The organism is Microbacterium sp. B19, assembly GCF_000333395.1.
Classification (GTDB): Bacteria; Actinomycetota; Actinomycetes; order Actinomycetales; family Microbacteriaceae; genus Microbacterium.
Window position 1 is genome coordinate 1 of sequence record NZ_BADA01000020.1, and the last position, 15,764, is coordinate 15,764.

Here is a 15,764-nt window from a genome sequence, read left to right on the forward strand (position 1 = left end):
CGCGACCTCCTCGGCGATCCCGGCGTCCGGCGGGAAGGCTCCGCGGAGGGTCGAGATGCCCGCCCGCGCCCCCGACTCGAGCCGCGGACGCTTGGTGCCCTCGTGCGGCGCGTGGGGATCGGCATCCATCTCGGACGAGGTGACGTCCAGCCACGGGTTGTACAGCGCGTGGTGCTTGGCCGCGGATCCGAAATCCCACGAGATCGGGTCGGTGTTGCGGGTGAGCAGGCTGAAGCGGATGAGCTTGTCCATCGCCCACGTGCCGATGTGCGTCGCGGTCATGTAGCGGATGTTGGAGAAGTCGAACGCGAGCACCGCACCGAGTTCGGAGCGCTCCAGCTCCGCCTTCACGCGCGCGAGGCGCTCGTCGCGGAGGCGGTCGAAATCGACGCGCGCCTCCCAGTCGACACCGTTGGTGCCGGTGGTTCCGGTGTTCTTCATGATGGCCTTTCCGAGAGGTCTGAGGGGTTCCGATGGGGCGGCGGGTCAGCCTGCTCGCGTGCCCGGCGAGCGCCCGCGGCGCACGAGCGCCATGACGAGCGGCACGACGGCGGCGAACAGCACGAACGCGCCCTGGATCCAGTACTGCCAGGACAGTCCGAGCGATAGGAACGCCAGCGCGCTCGTCACGGTCTGCAGCAGCAGCCCGGCCGCGGCGACGGCGAGCGCCGATCCCGAACCGCCGAAGATGCTCGCTCCGGCGATCACGACCGCCGTGACCGAGGTGAGAGTGAGCGCCTGCGCCGCGTTGGCGTCGCCGATGCCCGACCGCGAGTACACCGCGAGTCCGGCCAGGGCCGCGAGCACGCCCGCGGTGACGGAGGCGAGCAGGCGCGTGCGCGGGACGCGGACGCCCATGCGGTTGGCCTTGACGGGGTCCGAGCCCGCGGCCCGCAGGGCACGACCGCCGCGCGTGCGCTGGATGACGAACCACATCACCACCGCGATCGCGACAGCCAGCGCGAGGATCATCGGCACCCCCGCGATCGCGAGGCCGAGGGTCGTGAGGACGTCCGCGCGGGCGGAGCCGCCCGGGCTCGGACGCAGCACCTGCGCGAGACCGAGCACCGCGATCGAGCTCACGAGCGTCGCGATCACGGGCGGCAGCGAGAGGCGCGTGACGAGGAGGCCGTTGACCCACCCGACCGCGGCACCCGCGGCGAGCGCCAGCACGAGGCCGACGAGGAAGTAGCCGATGCCCTGTTGCGCGAAGAACGACAGGATCACCGCCGAGAGCGCCGTGACCGACCCGATGCTCAGGTCGATGCCGCCGGTCATGACGACGACCAGTTGCGCGAGCCCCACGAAGATGAGGACGCTCGTCGCCGCGAGCAGTTGGCTGATGCTCAGGGGGCTCAGGAACGCCGACGACGCGAACGACGCCACGATCGACAGCGCGACGGCGAGCCCCAGGAGGACGACGGCCTGCGTCTCCCCCGCGAGGAAGCCGCGCGACCGACGGCGCGTGTCGCGAGCGACTTCGATGGATGCCGTCTCGTGAGACATCACCGCGGCGCCCGTGATCGCGCGCTCGTCGACGTCGTCGCCGATCAGGGTCGTCTGCACACGGCCGCGGGAGAACACCACGACCCGGTCGCACAGGCCCTCGAGCTCGACGGCGTCCGTCGACAGCACGACGACCGCGACGCCCGAGGCGGCGAGTTCGCGCAGGAACGCGTAGATGTCGACGCGCGCGCCGGCGTCGACGCCCTGCGTGGGGTCCTCGACGAGCAGAACTCTCGGGTCGCCCAGGCGCCCGCGCGCCAGCAGCACCTTCTGCTGGTTACCGCCCGACAGCGCCGAGACCGGCACCTCGAAGTGCGGTGTCTTCACGGCGAGTCCGGCCACGCCCTCGCGGGTCAGCTCGTACTCGCGGCTGCGGCGGACGAAGCCGCCGGGCATCGCGGCGCGCAGGGCTCCCGCGACGGCGTTCTCGCGGATCGACATCTTGCCGAACATCGCCTCGCCGATGCGGTCGCCGGGGAGGAACACGACCCCCGCGGACGACGCCGACCGGCGCGAGCGGGTCGAGATCTCCTCGCCGTTCACGAGGACCCGGCCGCCCGTCGCACCCCCGCCGGCGATGCCGCGGAGTACGCGCCGCTGGCCGTTGCCCTCGACGCCGGCGAGACCGATGATCTGGCCGGGGTACACCGAGAAGGAGACGTTGTCGTACCCGGGGCCGCTGAGCTCCAGGACCTCCAGCGCGGGCGTCGCCGTCGCGGCCGGAGCCGCGGGCTTGTCGGGGAACGTCGTCTCGAGCGACCGCCCGACGATGAGCTCGACCACCTGATCCGCGGTGAAGTCCGCGACCAGGCCGCGCCCGACGACGCGGCCGTCGCGCAGCACGGTGAGGTCGTTGCCGATCTCCATCACCTCGGGGATCCGGTGGGTGATGTAGACGATCGCGACGTCCTTCTCGAGCAGCCCCCGGACCTGGGCGAACAGCCACGCGGTCTCCTCCGGGCCGAGCGCCTCGGTCGGTTCGTCGAGCACGAGCACACGGGGGTCGGATGCCAGGGCGGCGGCGATCTCGACGAGGTGCGCCTCGCGCAGCGACAGCGACGACACGAGAGCGTGCGGGTCGATCTTCAGCGACAGGCGCTCGAAGTGCGCGGTGACCCAGGCGGCCGCCGTGCGGCGGGAGGGGCGCTTGCTCGCGGGGAGCAGCAGGAGGACGGCATCCACCACGCTCAGCGAGGGAGCGAGCGCGGGGATCTGGTACACGATGGCGAGGCCGGCCTCCCGCGCCTCGGCGGGGCGGATGCGATCGAACTCGCGCCCGGCGAGGCCGATGGTGCCGGCATCCGGCACCACCGACCCCGCCGCGATCCCCACGAGAGTGGACTTTCCGGCGCCGTTCTCGCCCAGCACGGCGTGCACGCGACCGGCGGCGATGTCGACCGAGACCGCATCCAGCGCGGTGACACCGGGGTAGGTCTTGGTGATGCCCGAGAGGGTGAGCGCGGATGCCACGGTCGTGGGGGTCTCGTTCATCAGCCGAACAGCTTCGTGATCTCGGCGGAGGTGAGCAGCGTGGACGGCGTGGCGTCCGACGGGGCGGACGACAGGCACGCCTTGTCGGGCGTGACCGCGCCGGCCGTCTTGCCGGTGGAGTCCTCGAACAGCGCGAGCTCGTACAGCGAGGGCTCGGTGTCGGACTTGCCGGCGACGGCGGCGAGGGCCTTGCGGAGCGCCCACGCGGCCGATCCAGGTGCGCGACGAGACGGTGGCCAGCTCGTAGCCGGGGTTCTTCGCCTTCAGGTCGGCGTAGCCGCAGCTGAGGGAGTTGTCGTCGGTCGAGGTGAGGATCGGCAGCTGCTGACCCGCGGCCTCGTACGCGCGGATGATGCCCGAGGCGGAGGCGCCGTAGTCCGCGATGATCGCGTTGATCGGCGTGCCCTGCGAGAGGACGCCGGCCATCGCCTGCTGCGCCTGCGCCGGGTCCCAGTTGGTCCAGATCGGCTCGGTGTTCACGAGCTTGATCTGCGGGTTGGCGTCGAAGACCTCCTTGGCGCCGGCGAACTCCTGCGTGGACACGAGAGCCCCCGAGGGACCGCCGAAGAAGGCGACGTTGCCGCCGGCGCTGCCCAGCTGGTCGACGATCCACTGCGCCTTGGACTTGCCGACGAACGCGGGGATCTGGTCGGTGTAGTCGAGGTAGTCGGTGCCGGCCGTGCCCTGCGGGTCGGAGGCGAAGGCGACCACCGTGGAGCCGGCCTGCGTGGCCTGGCGGATCGCGGGGAGGTGCGCCTCGCCGGGGCCGGCGTCGGGGATGACGAGGATGATGTTCGTCCCCTTGGCGGCGAGGCTCGTGATGCCCGAGGTCGTGGCCTCGAGGTCGCCGCGGCCGGCGATGAACTCGACGCCCGAGATGGCGGAGCACTTGGCCGCCTCGCTCTGGATCTCGGCCAGAACGGTCTTGGACCACGTGTTGGTGCCGTAGCCGTCGACGACGCCGACCGAGACCTTCTTGCCGTCCGTGGGGCACACGGCCGAGATGTCGGTGAACTGGTCGACGGTGCCCTTGCTGCCGGCGGCGATGTCGGCGGTGAGGTTGCTGGCACCGTCGGTGCTGCCGCCTCCGCCGGCGCTGTTCGTCGACGAACAGCCGGCGAGGACGAGCGCTCCGAGCGCGAGGACGACGAGACCTGCTCGCCGTGCGGGTGCTGTGGTGATCATTGGGGGTACTCCTCTTCGAGTGGTGATCGGGTATGCGGGGACGGGATTTTGGGCGCGACGGATCGCCCGTCGACCCGGGCGGGTCGCGGTCGGGAATGAGCCGGTGTCAGGCTCCCGGACGCCGTCGCATGAGGTTCCGGATGCGGGAGGTGGAGCCGCCCAGCTGGAGCTGGGCGACGATGCCGACGCCGATGATCAGCGCCTGCACGATGTTCTGCACGGCGGTGGCCTGCGTGAACGTCTGGACGAGCTGGGTCAGCTGGGCCAGGAAGAGTGCGCCGAGCGCGGTGCCGACGACGCTGCCCCGCCCGCCCGTGAGGGCGGTGCCGCCGAGCACGACCGCCGCGATGGAGGGCAGCAGGTAGTCGTCGCCGGCGGTGAGCGTGGGCGTGCGCAGGAGTCCCGCGAGCAGCACGCCGCCGACGGCGGCGAGCGCGGCCGAGAGGACGTACGCGATGATCGTGTACCCGCGCGTCCCGATGCCGAGGTTCGCGGCGCTGCGCGGGTTCTCGCCGACGAGTTCGAACCGGCGGCCGAGGCGGGTGAGCTTCAGCACGACGTGGACGGCGAGCGTCAGCACGAGGGCGAAGAACACCAGGACCGGGATGCCACCCCACCGGCTGAGCGCGAACTGGTTGAGGGCGTCCGGGCTCTGGGTGGCGAATCCGCCGGACAGGGCCTGGACGGTGCCGATCATCAGCGCGTTGACCGCGATGGTGACGACGAGAGGCGGGAGACCGAACAGCGTGATGACCAGGCCGCTGGCCAGGCCGAACGCCGCCGTGGCCACGATCGCGACGGTGATCGCCGCGGGGAGACCGAGCGCGTCGTCGCCGCCGAAGCGCGCGACGATCAGTGCGCCCAGCGTCACGGCGCCCGGGATCGACAGGTCGAGACCGCCCTGCTGGATGACGAGGGTCTGCCCGATCGCGACGATCGCGATGAGCGCCGCGAACGGCAGCATCGACACGATGGCGGTGGGCCCGACGCTGCCCGGCGCGATCAGCGGGCTGATCAGGAACAGCGCCGCGACCGCGATGAGCGCCCGGGTCCCCGGCCACGCCAGCACCATCCGCGCCGTGGACCCGTGGTCCTTCGGCGCGATGCGGGCAGCAACGGCGAGATCGGTCATGCCGTCACCAGGGCGGGGTGCCACGTGCCGTCGAGGCGCGCCTCGGGCATCTCGCCGAGCAGGTAGCTGCGGGAGGACTCGGCATCCGCCTTCAGCCGGGCGATGTCGACGCCGACGAGCTCGCCGTCCTTCTTCACGCGACGCCCCTGCACGAACACGTCGCGGACGAGGCCCGGGTGAGCCGAGTACACGAGGCTGCCGATGGGGTTGTTGAGCGGCGTGAGAGCCAGCGAGCGGTCGTCGAGCACGACGATGTCGGCGGCCTTGCCCACCACGATCGAGCCCGTCGTGTCGGCGAGACCCGCGGCGTGGGCGCCGTCGATGGTGGCGAACTGGACGACGTCGGCGCACGTCAGGCTGATGCGCTCGAGCACCTCGCCGGTGTCGACGGACGGGGCGTTGTCGAGCGCGCGCTGCATGCCGATCGCGGTGCGCATCGTGGCGAACATGTCGCCGCCGTTCGAGCTGCACACGTCGATCGAGAAGGTCGGACGGATGCCGGCCCGCAGCAGCCGGCCGGTGGCGGGGAAGCCGTGGCCCATCTGCATCTCGACGTCCGGCGCGACCGAGGCGGTGCCGCCGCTGTCGGCGATGAGCTTCAGCTCGTCGTCGCCCAGGGTGCAGCAGTGCACATAGGTGATGCGGTCCGACAGCAGCCCGTCGGCGTGCATCTTGCGGATCGGGCCCGACTTGCCCCAGTAGCCGTCGCCGGCGTGCATCGTGACGCGGAGGTCCAGGTCGGCGGCGAGCTGGAAGTCGGCGACGTTGACCTCGGGGGTCACGAACTGCGGACCGCGCAGCGCGAGGGCCATCGTGACGAGCCCGCCCTCCGAGGAGAAGTGCTCGTCGCGCACGCGACGGGCATCCGCCGGGTGCACGTTGGCCGACGGCAGGCTCCCCCACTGCTCGGCGCCGCCGCCGTGGGCGAAGACGGCGCGCATCCCGGTGTCCTTGAGGGCGGCGACCGCGGCGTCCGCGTGCTCGGGGGTCGCGAGGTTGTGCGACCAGTCGACGAGGGTCGTGATGCCGGAGTCGAGCGCCTCGAGCGCGCCGAGGTAGTTGCCGGTGTAGGTGTCCTCGGGACGGAAGTGCTTGCTGAGACCGGTGTGCAGGCCCGCGAGGTACTCGGTGAGCGACCAGTCCGACGCGAGGTTGCGGACGACCGACTGCCACGTGTGGCGGTGGGTGTCGACGAAACCGGGGTGCACGATGCGGCCGTGGACGTCGATGACCTCGGCGTCGGCGGCATCCAGTCCCTGTCCGATGGCCTCGATCGTCCCGTCGGCGCCGATCAGGATGTCGGTGTCGGTGAGGACCTCGCCGGGGCGGACGGCCGTGATGACGGTCCCTCCCCGCAGCAGCGTGCGCGTGCTCATGTGGTGGTGACTCCCTCGTCGAACCGGAGCGTCGTCGCGCCGGTGGTGTTCGTTGATTGGATGCTAGAAAGCAGCACTGAACGTGTCAAGTATTTGTTATCACTGTGTTCAGTTCGTCCAGCGCTGCTGAAACTCAGGCGCGTTCGCGGTACAGCGGAATGTCGATCGGCGGCTGCGGGATGAACTCCCCCGCGCCGCCCATGCGGTCGTACAGGTACTCGTGCGAACGCTCGAGGGTCGCCGTCGCGGCCGGGAGGTCGACGTGCGTCAGGACCCCGCCGCGCTTGACGACACGCCCGTCCACGAAGACCGTGTCGATGCATCCGGCGTGCGCCTGCGACACCACCGCGCCCGTCGGATCCGCGCGGTTCCACCCGACCTGGCTGATTCCCGACATGTCCACGAGCACGATGTCGGCGCGTTTGCCCACGGTCAGCGAGCCGACGAGATGATCGACGCCGGCCGCCCGCGCCCCGTTCAGCGTGGCCCATCGGAGCGCGTCCTTCGTCGTCCACGCCATCGTCTGCGGCGCCCGCATCGCGGCGTACTCCGGCTCGTCGGCGCGGTAGCGCGTCGCCTGCAGCACGAGTCGACTGTGCGACACCATGTCGCCGCCGTTGCCCGACACGCAGTCGATGCCGAGGCTCGGCCCCGCGGTATGCGCGGTGGCCTCGGCGATCGCCGGATAGCCCATGCCCATCTGCATCTCGGTCTCGGCACACACCGAAACCGTGACCCCGCTGTCGTCCAGCAGGTTCCACTCGTGCGGGGTGTTGAACGTGCAGTGCACGAGCAGCAGATCGTCGGCGAGCAACCCGTGGGCGTGCAGCACCTCGACGTCCTGGAACAGCTGCCGCACCATGACCTGGTTGGCGTGGAACGTGATGCGCGCCCCGAGTTCGCGGGCGAGGCGGAACTCCGCGGCCACGTCGGCGACGGGCGCGATCGCCAGTTCCTGCGGCGCGATCCCGAACCGCAGGAGCTGGTCGTCGCTGGAGAAGTACTCCTCCCGGATGCGGCGGGCGAGGACCGCCCGCGTGGCCAGCGCCGCGGGATCGGCGCCCGCCGCGGAGCCCCCGCGCGACTGGCTCCAGGTGTTGGTCGTGATGGGGGTCAGCCCGTGGGCGTAGAGCGCCCGGATGCCGGCATCCCGGAGTCCCGTCACGGCCGCGTGCGCGCCGTCCGGATCGAGGATGTTGTGGCAGTAGTCGACGATCGTCGTGATGCCCGAGTTGAGGGCGTCGAGCGCTCCCACATAGTTGCCCGCGTACATGTCCTCGGCGCGGTAGAGCGGAGCCATGTGCAGCCGGATGCCGCGGAGGTAATCCGGGATGTTCCCGTCCGCCAGGATGCCGCGGAGCGCGGTCTGCCACGTGTGGCGGTGGGTGTCGACCATGCCCGGCATGGCGATCCTGTCGCGCCCGTCCACGATCTCTCCATCGAAGGACGTGTCGTCGACCGCGATGTCCGGGCGGATCTCCCGGATCACGCCGTCCTCAATGAGGATGTCGGTCCGGGCGAGGTCGCCCAGCTCCGGGTCGACGGTGGCCGCCGCCACATTGCGGATGAGTGTGCGCATGGTCGCTCCCTCGCGATCCGACCGGATCGTCCTCGACCCGGCGTTGTGCTGAACTACACACGAATGTACAGTCGCTCCCAGATTTGTAAAGTCGCAGCGAACGTTCCGCGGTCAAGGAGGACCCATGTCACGAACGAGCCCCCGCATCGCCGTGCTCGGCACCGGCGCACAGGGAGCAAGCGTCGGCGCCGACCTGCTGCGCGCCGGTCTCGATGTCACCTACATCGAGCAGTGGCCCGCGCACGTCGAGGCCATGCGCGCCCGCGGCATCGAGGTGCGCCTCCCCGGCGAGACGCACGTCACCCCCGTGCACCCCCTGCACCTGTGCGAGGTCGCGACGCTCCGCGAACCGTTCGACATCGTGTTCATCGTCGTCAAGGCCTACGACACGCGCTGGGTCGCCGAGCTCATCGCGCCCCACGTCGCCGAGGACGGTCTCGTCGTCGGGCTCCAGAACGGGATGACCCAGGATGCCATCGCCGCCGCCGTGGGCGCGCACCGCACGATGGGCGCGGTGATCGAGGTGGCATCCAACATGTTCGAGCCCGGCATCGTGAACCGCCAGACCCCCGTCGCCGGATCGTGGTTCGCGGTCGGCGCCTACGACGACGCGGCGCGCGGCCGCGAGCCCGAGGTCCAGGCGGTGCTCTCGCACACCGGCCGCGTGGACGTCTCCCCCGACATCCGCTCGTCGAAGTGGATGAAACTCGTCGCCAACGCCGGCGAACTCGTCCCGTCCGCGATCCTCGACCTCCCCCTGGCATCCGCCGTCGCGCTCCCCGGCGTCCACGACTTCATGATCGAGTGCGGCAAGGAGGCCGCGCGGGCCGCGCTCGCCGACGGCAGCCGCCTCGTGCCGATCTTCGGCCTCTCCGACGAGGCCGTCACCGACCCCGACCGCTACGCCGCCGACCTGCTCGGCGAGGTGCTGGACAGCTTCTCCCTTCCCGACACGAACACCACCGTTCTGCAGGACTGGATGAAGGGCCGCCACGCCGAGTACGAAGAGGTGAACGGGCTCGTCGTCTCGGTGCTCGCCGCGGCGGGCCAGGAGGCCCCCTACAACGCCCACACCGTGCGCCTCGCCCAGGAGATCGAGGCCGGACGGATGCCGCGCTCCGCCGCCAACGTCAACGCCCTCCTGGACGTCCCCGGACGCGGGTGAGGCCCGCCCGTGTTCAGGCGCGGCGCACAGGATGTGCGCGAATCGGCCGGTAGCGTGGTCTCGCGAGCGGCGGGGCACCCGTGATCGGGGTCACCGCCTTCGGACGAGGAGGCGCCGACATGACGGACGACATCGGCAGCAGGTTGCGCGACGCACGGCTCGAGCGCGGGATGAGCCTGCGCAGCGTGGCGAGCGCCCTCGGCGTCTCGGCCAGCCTGATCTCGCAGGTCGAGACGGGGAAGACGCAGCCCTCGGTGTCGACGCTGTACGCCATGGTGACGCACCTCGGCATCTCCATCGACGAGCTGCTCGGCGTCTCGCCGACGCCGCCGGCGGGTGCTGCCGCCCCGACGCCGGAGCCCCGCCCCGCGGATCCCACCGTGCAGCGCGCCGCGGACAACGCCGTTCTCGACATGGAGAACGGCGTCCGCTGGGAGCGTCTGGCCGCCGGCGTCGGTCCCGCCGACTCCCTGCTCGTGACCTATCAGCCCGGCGCGTCGAGCTCCGTCGAGGGCAAGATGATGCGGCACGCGGGTGTGGAGTACGCCTACCTCCTCGAGGGAGAGCTGACGCTGCGCCTCGAGTTCGACACCTACACCCTGCGCGCCGGCGACAGCCTGCACTTCGACTCGGTGCGCCCCCACCTCTACATCAACCAGAGCGACGCGATCGCGCGCGGCATCTGGTTCGTGGTGGGTCGCCGCGAGCAGAACCAGGCGATGCCCTCGGCCGGACACCAGTTCAGCGCCCCGCGCGACACGATCGGCTCAGCGGTCGACGTCCTCCGGGCGATGGACGACCTCTGACCCGACCGCGCCCGCCGGGCGGGAGCCTCAGGAGTGGCGGGCCACGCGGCGCCGTGACGCCGTCGGGTCGATGATCGTCTTGATCTGCCGGGAGCCCCCGCGCGTGAGCGGCTCCAGGGCACCCGCGGCGACCTCGTCGAGCGGCAGCACTTCGTCGGCGACGTCGGTCCAGTCCGCGCGCGCCGCGAGGAGTTCGACGGCGCGCGGCAGGTCGGCCGCGATCGCATGGGCGACGGTCCCGACGATCGTGTATTCGCGCAGCGTCCAGGAACCGAGAGGTACCGGAACGTCCTCCCGCTGGATGCCGACGGGCACGAGCACCGCGCCCGGCATCGCCGCGGCGACGACCTCGTCCCAGCCCGCGCGCGAGCCGCTCACCTCGAACAGCACGTCGGCCTCACGGCCGGACGCCGCGAGCTCGGCCGCGACGGACTGCTCCCCCGCGAGCAGCGTGCGCTCGGCACCCAGGTCGCGGGCGAGCGCGAGGCGCGCCTCCGACCGGTCGACCGCGAGCACGCGCGCCCCGACCGCCGCCGCGGCGTAGGTGATGAAGGCACCGATCCCGCCGATCCCGAGGACGACGGCATCCTGCCCGGCCGACAGACCGCTCCGCGCGACCGCGTGCACCGCGATGGCCATGGGCTGCGCGAGGGCGAGAGTGTCGGATGCCAGGCCCCACGCCGTGACGTCGAGCAGGGTCGCGGCGGGCACGCGGACGAACTCCGCGAGCCCGCCGTCGATCTGCAGCCCCGCCGTCCGGTAGCGCCGGCACAGGTTCGTACGTCCGGCCCGGCACGGCTTGCACTCGCCGCAGGAGATTCCCGCGCCGCAGACGACCTGGGCGCCGAGGGGCAGGTCGACGCCGTCGCCCACCGCCTCGACCGTGCCGGTGAACTCGTGGCCGAGCACGACCGGCAGGTGCGTGAGGACCGGGCCGCGGGAGTACTCCGTGGCATCCGATCCGCACACTCCGCATCCGCTCACCCGCACGAGCGCCTCGCCCGGCCCGGGGGTCGGCACGGCGCGGCTCTCGATGTGCAGGTCGCCGGGACCGTACAACACCGCCGCGCGCATGCGCGTCACAGGGCCACCCCGTCCGGCACGGCGAGCTGCACGGCCTGGCGCGACTCGATCATCCGCGCGAGGTGCGCGTCGTACACCGCGGCGTGCGCGGGCGAATCGAGGTACGCGGCGAGCGCCTCCTCGTCCGCGACGAGCGCCACCACGGCGTAGTCGGCGGGGCTCGGACGAAGACGGAGGTTCACGCCGCAGCGATACCCGCGGAGCATGGGCAGACCGGATGCCATCTCCTCGAGCGCCGCGGTCACCGCCTCCACCTCCTCGGGGCCGACCTCGGGTCTCCAGGTGAACAGTGCGGCGTGCAGGATCATGCGGTCCTCTCAGTCGTGGGCGCGAGCGACGACGTGCGCGTCCCCGTCGGTGTAGCGGTACGGGTTCTCGATCTCCTCGTCGACGGGGATCTCGGGGTGCATGCCCTCGGTCCACGCCTTCTCGCCGAGCTTCGACCGCACGTACTCCACGGAGGCGGCGACCTTGTCGCGGACGGGCGCGAGCGGCAGACCGATGCGCTTGCCCTGGTACTTCACGACCTTGCCGTCGACGACGACCGTGTGCACGTCGGCCGTTCCGGCCTGGTACACGACGTGCGCGTAGGGGTGGAGGATCGGGGTCATCGCGGGCGACTCGTCGTTCTTGATGAGCACGATGTCGGCGCGCTTGCCCGGGGTGAGCGACCCGATGCGGTCCTCGAGACCGATCGAGAGCGCCCCGCCCATCGTCGCCATGTGCAGGACATCCTCGGCCCGCAGGCGGTTCGCGACGATCGTCTCGCCGCGCGCGTGCGCCTCGAGGTGGTCGCGCGAACGGTCGGCGCTGAGGGTGGCGCGCATGGCCGAGAAGAAGTCGGCGCTCCACCACACGCTCGTGTCCATCGAGAGGGACGCCGGGATGCCGTGCTTGCGGATCGCCCAGGTCGAGGGATACCCCTGTCCGGCACTCTGCTCCGACTCCGTGGCGACCGAGACGGTACCGCCGGTGGCCGCGATCTTCTGGTAGCTCTGTTCATTGAGGGACGCCGAGTGGACGTAGGTGATCTCGGGTGTCATGAACCCGGCGTCGTACATCTGGGTGATCGCGGTGTCGGTCGTCGCGCCCCACACCCCGGCGTGGGTCGTGACGCGCAGGCCCAGTTCGCGCGCCGCCTCGAACGCGCCGCGCTCGGGGAAGTCGGACGCACCGGGGACGTCGAACGCCAGCTGCAGCGTCAGCATGTCGTCGTGCGAGGAGAAGTTCTTCGACACGAAGTCGCGGAACTCGGGGGCGTTGGCCCACTCCCACGGAGCCCCGAGGTAATTGCCGTACCCGAGCACGAAGCGGCCCGGGATCTCGCGGAGCGCCTGGAGCGCGGCCTCACCGTACTCGGGTGTGCGGAGGCCGTGCGACCAGTCGAGGGTGGTCGTCACGCCGGTGTCGACGGATTCGAGCGCGCTGAGGAGGTTGCCGGCGTAGACGTCCTCGGGGCGGAAGACCTCGCCCCAGTTCAGGTAGTAGAAGACGAAGTACTGACTGAGCGCCCAGTCCCCGCCGTAGCCGCGGAGCGCGGACTGCCACATGTGGCGGTGCGTGTCGACGAAGCCCGGGGTGACGATGCCCCCCGACGCGTCGATCTCGAGCGTGCCCTCGGGCACCTCGAGACGGGGGCCGACCGCGGCGATGTCGCGGCCGATCACGAGGACATCGGCATCCTCTAGAACGCCCTGCTGGTCCATGGTGATGACGGTGGCGTTGCGGAAGACGAACGGGCGGTCCGACGAGAACTGCTCGGCGGCGGGTGTGGATTCTGTCATGGCTTTTCTCCCCATTGAGAATGTACGTTCCTGGTTTACACTCTCCGTGGGGACGTGGCAAGAGTCGGGTTTTCGTTCAGCCTGGTTTCATGAACTGCATCACCGGCGCCCTCCCGTTCGCTGACACTCCAACGAAGGAGCGACATGTCCACTCCGTCCATCGCCGTCCTCGGCGCCGGCGCGAACGGCGCTTCGATCGGCGCTGATCTCTTCGACGCCGGGCTCGATCCGGTCCTGATCGAACAGTGGCCCGCGCACGTGGAGGCCATCCGCCGAGAGGGTCTGCGTATCGAGATGCCCTCGGGCACGCGGCACGTGCGCCCCCGCACGCTGCACCTGTGCGAGGTGGCGACCCTGCGTGAACCGTTCGACCTGGTGCTGCTCGTGACGAAGGCCTACGACGCCCGCTGGGCCGCCGCCCTCATCGAGCCGTACCTCGCGCCCGACGGTGCGATCGCGGCCGTGCAGAACGGCATGACGACCGAGACCGTCGCCGACATCGTGGGCGCGGACCGCTGCGTCGGCACCGTGATCGAGATCTCCTCCACCATGACCGACCCCGGCGTCGTGCACCGTCACGTCGACCCCGAGCGGTCCTGGTTCGCGGTGGATGCCACGGCCCCCCGCGGCAACGACGTGGCCGATGTCCTGTCGCACTCGGGCGAGGTCGCCCGCGTCGACGACATCGCCTCCGCGAAGTGGATGAAGCTCGTCAGCAACGCCTCCGTCCTCGTCCCCACCGCGGCCCTCGGCCTGCCGATGGTGGACGCGATCCGGGTCCCCGGCATGCGGGAACTCATGCTCGACGCGGGCCGCGAGGCGCTCCGCGTCGCGGGCGAGCACCGCGTGCTCCCGATCTTCGGTCTCACCCCGGAGTCGATCGCGAGCTCACCCGACGTCGTCGAGACCATGCTCGACGCGCTCTACGAGCGGTTCACGGTTCCCGGCGCCACGACGACCGTGCTCCAGGACTGGCGCAAGGGCCGCCACAGCGAGGTCGACGACATCAACGGTGCGGTCGTGGCCGCGGGCCGGAGGCTCGGCATCCCGACCCCCGTCAACGAAGCGATCGTCGAGGTCGGCCACGCCATCGAGCGCGGCGACCTCGAGCCCGCCCTCGCCGCGCTGCAGCGGATGCAGCGCGGCTGAGGGATCAGCCGGCGTTGCGGAGCGTCGACACCTGGTACAGGGCGACGGATGCCGCGATGCCGGCGTTGAGCGACTCGGCCGCCGTCGAGATCGGGATCGACACGACCTGGTCGCACGTCTCGGTCACGAGGCGCGACAGGCCCTTGCCCTCGGAGCCCACGACGATCACGACGGGGCGATCCGCGAGCTGCAGCTCGGGCAGCGCGACGTCGCCGTCACCGGCGAGACCGAGGATGAAGACGCCCTGCTTCTTGAACTCCTTGAGCGTCGCGGTGAGGTTCGCCGCGAGAGCCACGGGCACGCGTGCGGCGGCACCGGCGCTGGTCTTCCATGCGGCGGAGTTCACGCTCGCCGAGCGACGCTGCGGAAGCACGAGACCCTGCCCGCCGAACGCGGCCGTCGAGCGGATGATGGCGCCGAGGTTGCGCGGGTCGGTCACGCCGTCGAGGGCCACGAGCAGCGGCAGTTCGCCGCGGTCGATGATCTCCTCGAGCATGTCCTGCGGGTGCGCGTACTCGTACGGCGGCACCTTGAGCGCGACGCCCTGGTGCACGCCGTCGAAGCCGGCCATGCGGTCGAGCTCGGGACGGGTCACCTCGAGGACCGGGATGCCACGGTGCGTGGCGATCGACAGCATCTCCTTGACGCGGTCGTCCATCTCGACGCGCTGCGCGATGTAGAACGCCGTCGCCGGGATCTTGGCGCGCAGCGCCTCGAGCACCGAGTTGCGGCCGGTGACCGTCTCGGTGTCGTCGGTCTGCTTGGCGCGAGCGCGGCCCTGCGACGAGCCGACCGGACGGACGCCCGGCTTGCCCTTGCCGCCGGCGGCGGCGTAGCGCTCCTGCGCCGCCTTGCGCTTGCCGGCGACGTGCCAGCTGCGGTCCTCCGCCTTGGGCGTCGGGCCCTTGCCCTCGAGCGCCTTGCGGGAGTGACCGCCGGTGCCCTTGAGCGGGCCCTTCTTCTTGCCGGGCTTGCGCGCCCCGGGCCGTCCAGGCTTGGTCATTCGATACTCCAATGGGTTCCGGCCGGAGTGTCCTCCAGCGTGATTCCGGCGGCGGCGATGGCATCACGGATGCGATCGGCAGCGGCCCAGTCCTTGTCGGCGCGCGCGCGGGCGCGCTGCGCGATCATCTCGGTGACGAGCGCGTCGAGCGCCGTCTCCGCTCCCCCGCCGGCGGCGGCGGGTGCCGAGGCCTCCAGCCCCAGCACCTCGAGCATGCCGACCACCGCGCGGGAGGCCTCGACCGCCGCCGCGAGGTCGCCCTCGTCGATCGCGGTGTTGCCCGCCCGCACCGTCTCGTGCAGGACCGCGAGCGCCTGCGGCACCCCGAGGTCGTCGTCCATCGCCGCGGCGAAGTCCGCGGGCAGACCGCCCGCCTCGGGAACGGTATCCGTCGCGCGCGCGACGCGTTCGAGGAACGTCGAGATGCGGTCGAGGGCGCTCGCGGCCTCGGCGAAGCCGCGGTCGGAGATGTCGAGGTTCGAGCGGTAGGCGCCGCGGCGAGCGC

The 15,764-nt window shown here is 71.3% G+C and carries 12 protein-coding genes and 1 pseudogene; 3 read left to right on the plus strand and 10 right to left on the minus strand.

All coding sequences use genetic code 11. The annotated features are described in order from the left end of the window. From I5G_RS19685 to I5G_RS00390, 5 genes and pseudogenes are all read right to left on the minus strand, one after another. Window positions 1–441: pseudogene (locus I5G_RS19685) on the minus strand (aminopeptidase P family protein); the annotation flags it as partial. Window positions 442–486: 45 nt separating this feature from the next. Continuing rightward, a complete protein-coding gene (locus I5G_RS19690; RefSeq protein WP_022877274.1) occupies window positions 487–4,182 on the minus strand; it encodes an ATP-binding cassette domain-containing protein in 3,696 nt (1,231 codons plus the stop codon). Window positions 4,183–4,288: 106 nt separating this feature from the next. Next, entirely contained in the window at window positions 4,289–5,314 is a 1,026-nt protein-coding gene (locus I5G_RS19695; protein WP_022877275.1) for an ABC transporter permease, read from the minus strand. Continuing rightward, complete coding sequence (locus I5G_RS00385) at window positions 5,311–6,690, minus strand: amidohydrolase family protein (RefSeq protein WP_022877276.1); 1,380 nt, start codon at window positions 6,688–6,690, stop codon at window positions 5,311–5,313. Before I5G_RS00385 ends, I5G_RS19695 begins: the two co-directional genes overlap by 4 nt. Window positions 6,691–6,823: 133 nt before the next feature. Beyond that, window positions 6,824–8,269, minus strand: coding sequence for an amidohydrolase family protein (locus tag I5G_RS00390; protein WP_022877277.1), 1,446 nt, complete (start codon window positions 8,267–8,269; stop codon window positions 6,824–6,826). A 124-nt stretch (window positions 8,270–8,393) separates the two neighbouring features. Here I5G_RS00390 and I5G_RS00395 point away from each other — a divergent pair, with 124 nt between their 5' ends. After that, window positions 8,394–9,434 carry a ketopantoate reductase family protein gene (locus I5G_RS00395; RefSeq protein ID WP_022877278.1) on the plus strand — a complete coding sequence of 347 codons (1,041 nt, stop codon included), beginning with the start codon at window positions 8,394–8,396 and terminating at the stop codon, window positions 9,432–9,434. Window positions 9,435–9,553: 119 nt separating this feature from the next. Continuing rightward, the gene (locus I5G_RS19700; RefSeq protein WP_022877279.1) at window positions 9,554–10,240 is read left to right on the plus strand and encodes a helix-turn-helix domain-containing protein; all 687 of its coding nucleotides are present in this window, start codon (window positions 9,554–9,556) and stop codon (window positions 10,238–10,240) included. Between the two features lie 27 nt (window positions 10,241–10,267). Here the strand turns inward: I5G_RS19700 and I5G_RS19705 are convergent, their stop codons facing one another. Genes I5G_RS19705 through I5G_RS19710 form a run of 3 tightly spaced genes read right to left on the minus strand, consistent with a single transcriptional unit; the run spans window position 10,268 to window position 13,107 of the window. Then, the gene (locus I5G_RS19705; protein ID WP_239642461.1) at window positions 10,268–11,314 is read right to left on the minus strand and encodes a zinc-binding dehydrogenase; all 1,047 of its coding nucleotides are present in this window, start codon (window positions 11,312–11,314) and stop codon (window positions 10,268–10,270) included. Window positions 11,315–11,319: 5 nt separating this feature from the next. Next, window positions 11,320–11,631 (minus strand): Dabb family protein, encoded by a 312-nt coding sequence (locus tag I5G_RS00410; protein ID WP_022877281.1) that lies wholly within the window; start codon window positions 11,629–11,631, stop codon window positions 11,320–11,322. A 9-nt stretch (window positions 11,632–11,640) separates the two neighbouring features. Beyond that, window positions 11,641–13,107: an amidohydrolase family protein gene (locus I5G_RS19710; protein ID WP_022877282.1), complete on the minus strand. Its 1,467-nt coding sequence runs from the start codon at window positions 13,105–13,107 to the stop codon at window positions 11,641–11,643. Between the two features lie 144 nt (window positions 13,108–13,251). Here I5G_RS19710 and I5G_RS19715 point away from each other — a divergent pair, with 144 nt between their 5' ends. After that, complete coding sequence (locus I5G_RS19715; protein WP_022877283.1) at window positions 13,252–14,256, plus strand: ketopantoate reductase family protein; 1,005 nt, start codon at window positions 13,252–13,254, stop codon at window positions 14,254–14,256. 4 nt (window positions 14,257–14,260) lie between these two features. On the opposite strand, the gene rlmB is transcribed toward I5G_RS19715, so the two are convergent. Next, window positions 14,261–15,259 (minus strand): 23S rRNA (guanosine(2251)-2'-O)-methyltransferase RlmB, encoded by a 999-nt coding sequence (rlmB, locus tag I5G_RS00425; protein WP_022877284.1) that lies wholly within the window; start codon window positions 15,257–15,259, stop codon window positions 14,261–14,263. Then, window positions 15,256–15,764 (minus strand): DALR domain-containing protein (locus I5G_RS00430; RefSeq protein WP_022877285.1); only part of this gene is annotated, 509 nt, incomplete at its 5' end. The genes rlmB and I5G_RS00430, both read right to left, overlap by 4 nt.

Excerpts from the sequence above, each read along its gene's own strand:
- I5G_RS19700 (WP_022877279.1), top strand. The coding sequence starts at position 9,554 with ATGACGGACGACATCGGCAGCAGGTTGCGCGACGCACGGCTCGAGCGC.
- I5G_RS19695 (WP_022877275.1), bottom strand. The coding sequence starts at position 5,314 with ATGACCGATCTCGCCGTTGCTGCCCGCATCGCGCCGAAGGACCACGGG.
- I5G_RS00410 (WP_022877281.1), bottom strand. The coding sequence starts at position 11,631 with ATGATCCTGCACGCCGCACTGTTCACCTGGAGACCCGAGGTCGGCCCC.
- I5G_RS00390 (WP_022877277.1), bottom strand. The coding sequence starts at position 8,269 with ATGCGCACACTCATCCGCAATGTGGCGGCGGCCACCGTCGACCCGGAG.
- I5G_RS00395 (WP_022877278.1), top strand. The coding sequence starts at position 8,394 with ATGTCACGAACGAGCCCCCGCATCGCCGTGCTCGGCACCGGCGCACAG.
- I5G_RS19690 (WP_022877274.1), bottom strand. The coding sequence starts at position 4,182 with ATGATCACCACAGCACCCGCACGGCGAGCAGGTCTCGTCGTCCTCGCG.
- I5G_RS19715 (WP_022877283.1), top strand. The coding sequence starts at position 13,252 with ATGTCCACTCCGTCCATCGCCGTCCTCGGCGCCGGCGCGAACGGCGCT.
- I5G_RS19710 (WP_022877282.1), bottom strand. The coding sequence starts at position 13,107 with ATGACAGAATCCACACCCGCCGCCGAGCAGTTCTCGTCGGACCGCCCG.
- I5G_RS19705 (WP_239642461.1), bottom strand. The coding sequence starts at position 11,314 with ATGCGCGCGGCGGTGTTGTACGGTCCCGGCGACCTGCACATCGAGAGC.
- I5G_RS00385 (WP_022877276.1), bottom strand. The coding sequence starts at position 6,690 with ATGAGCACGCGCACGCTGCTGCGGGGAGGGACCGTCATCACGGCCGTC.
- rlmB (WP_022877284.1), bottom strand. The coding sequence starts at position 15,259 with ATGACCAAGCCTGGACGGCCCGGGGCGCGCAAGCCCGGCAAGAAGAAG.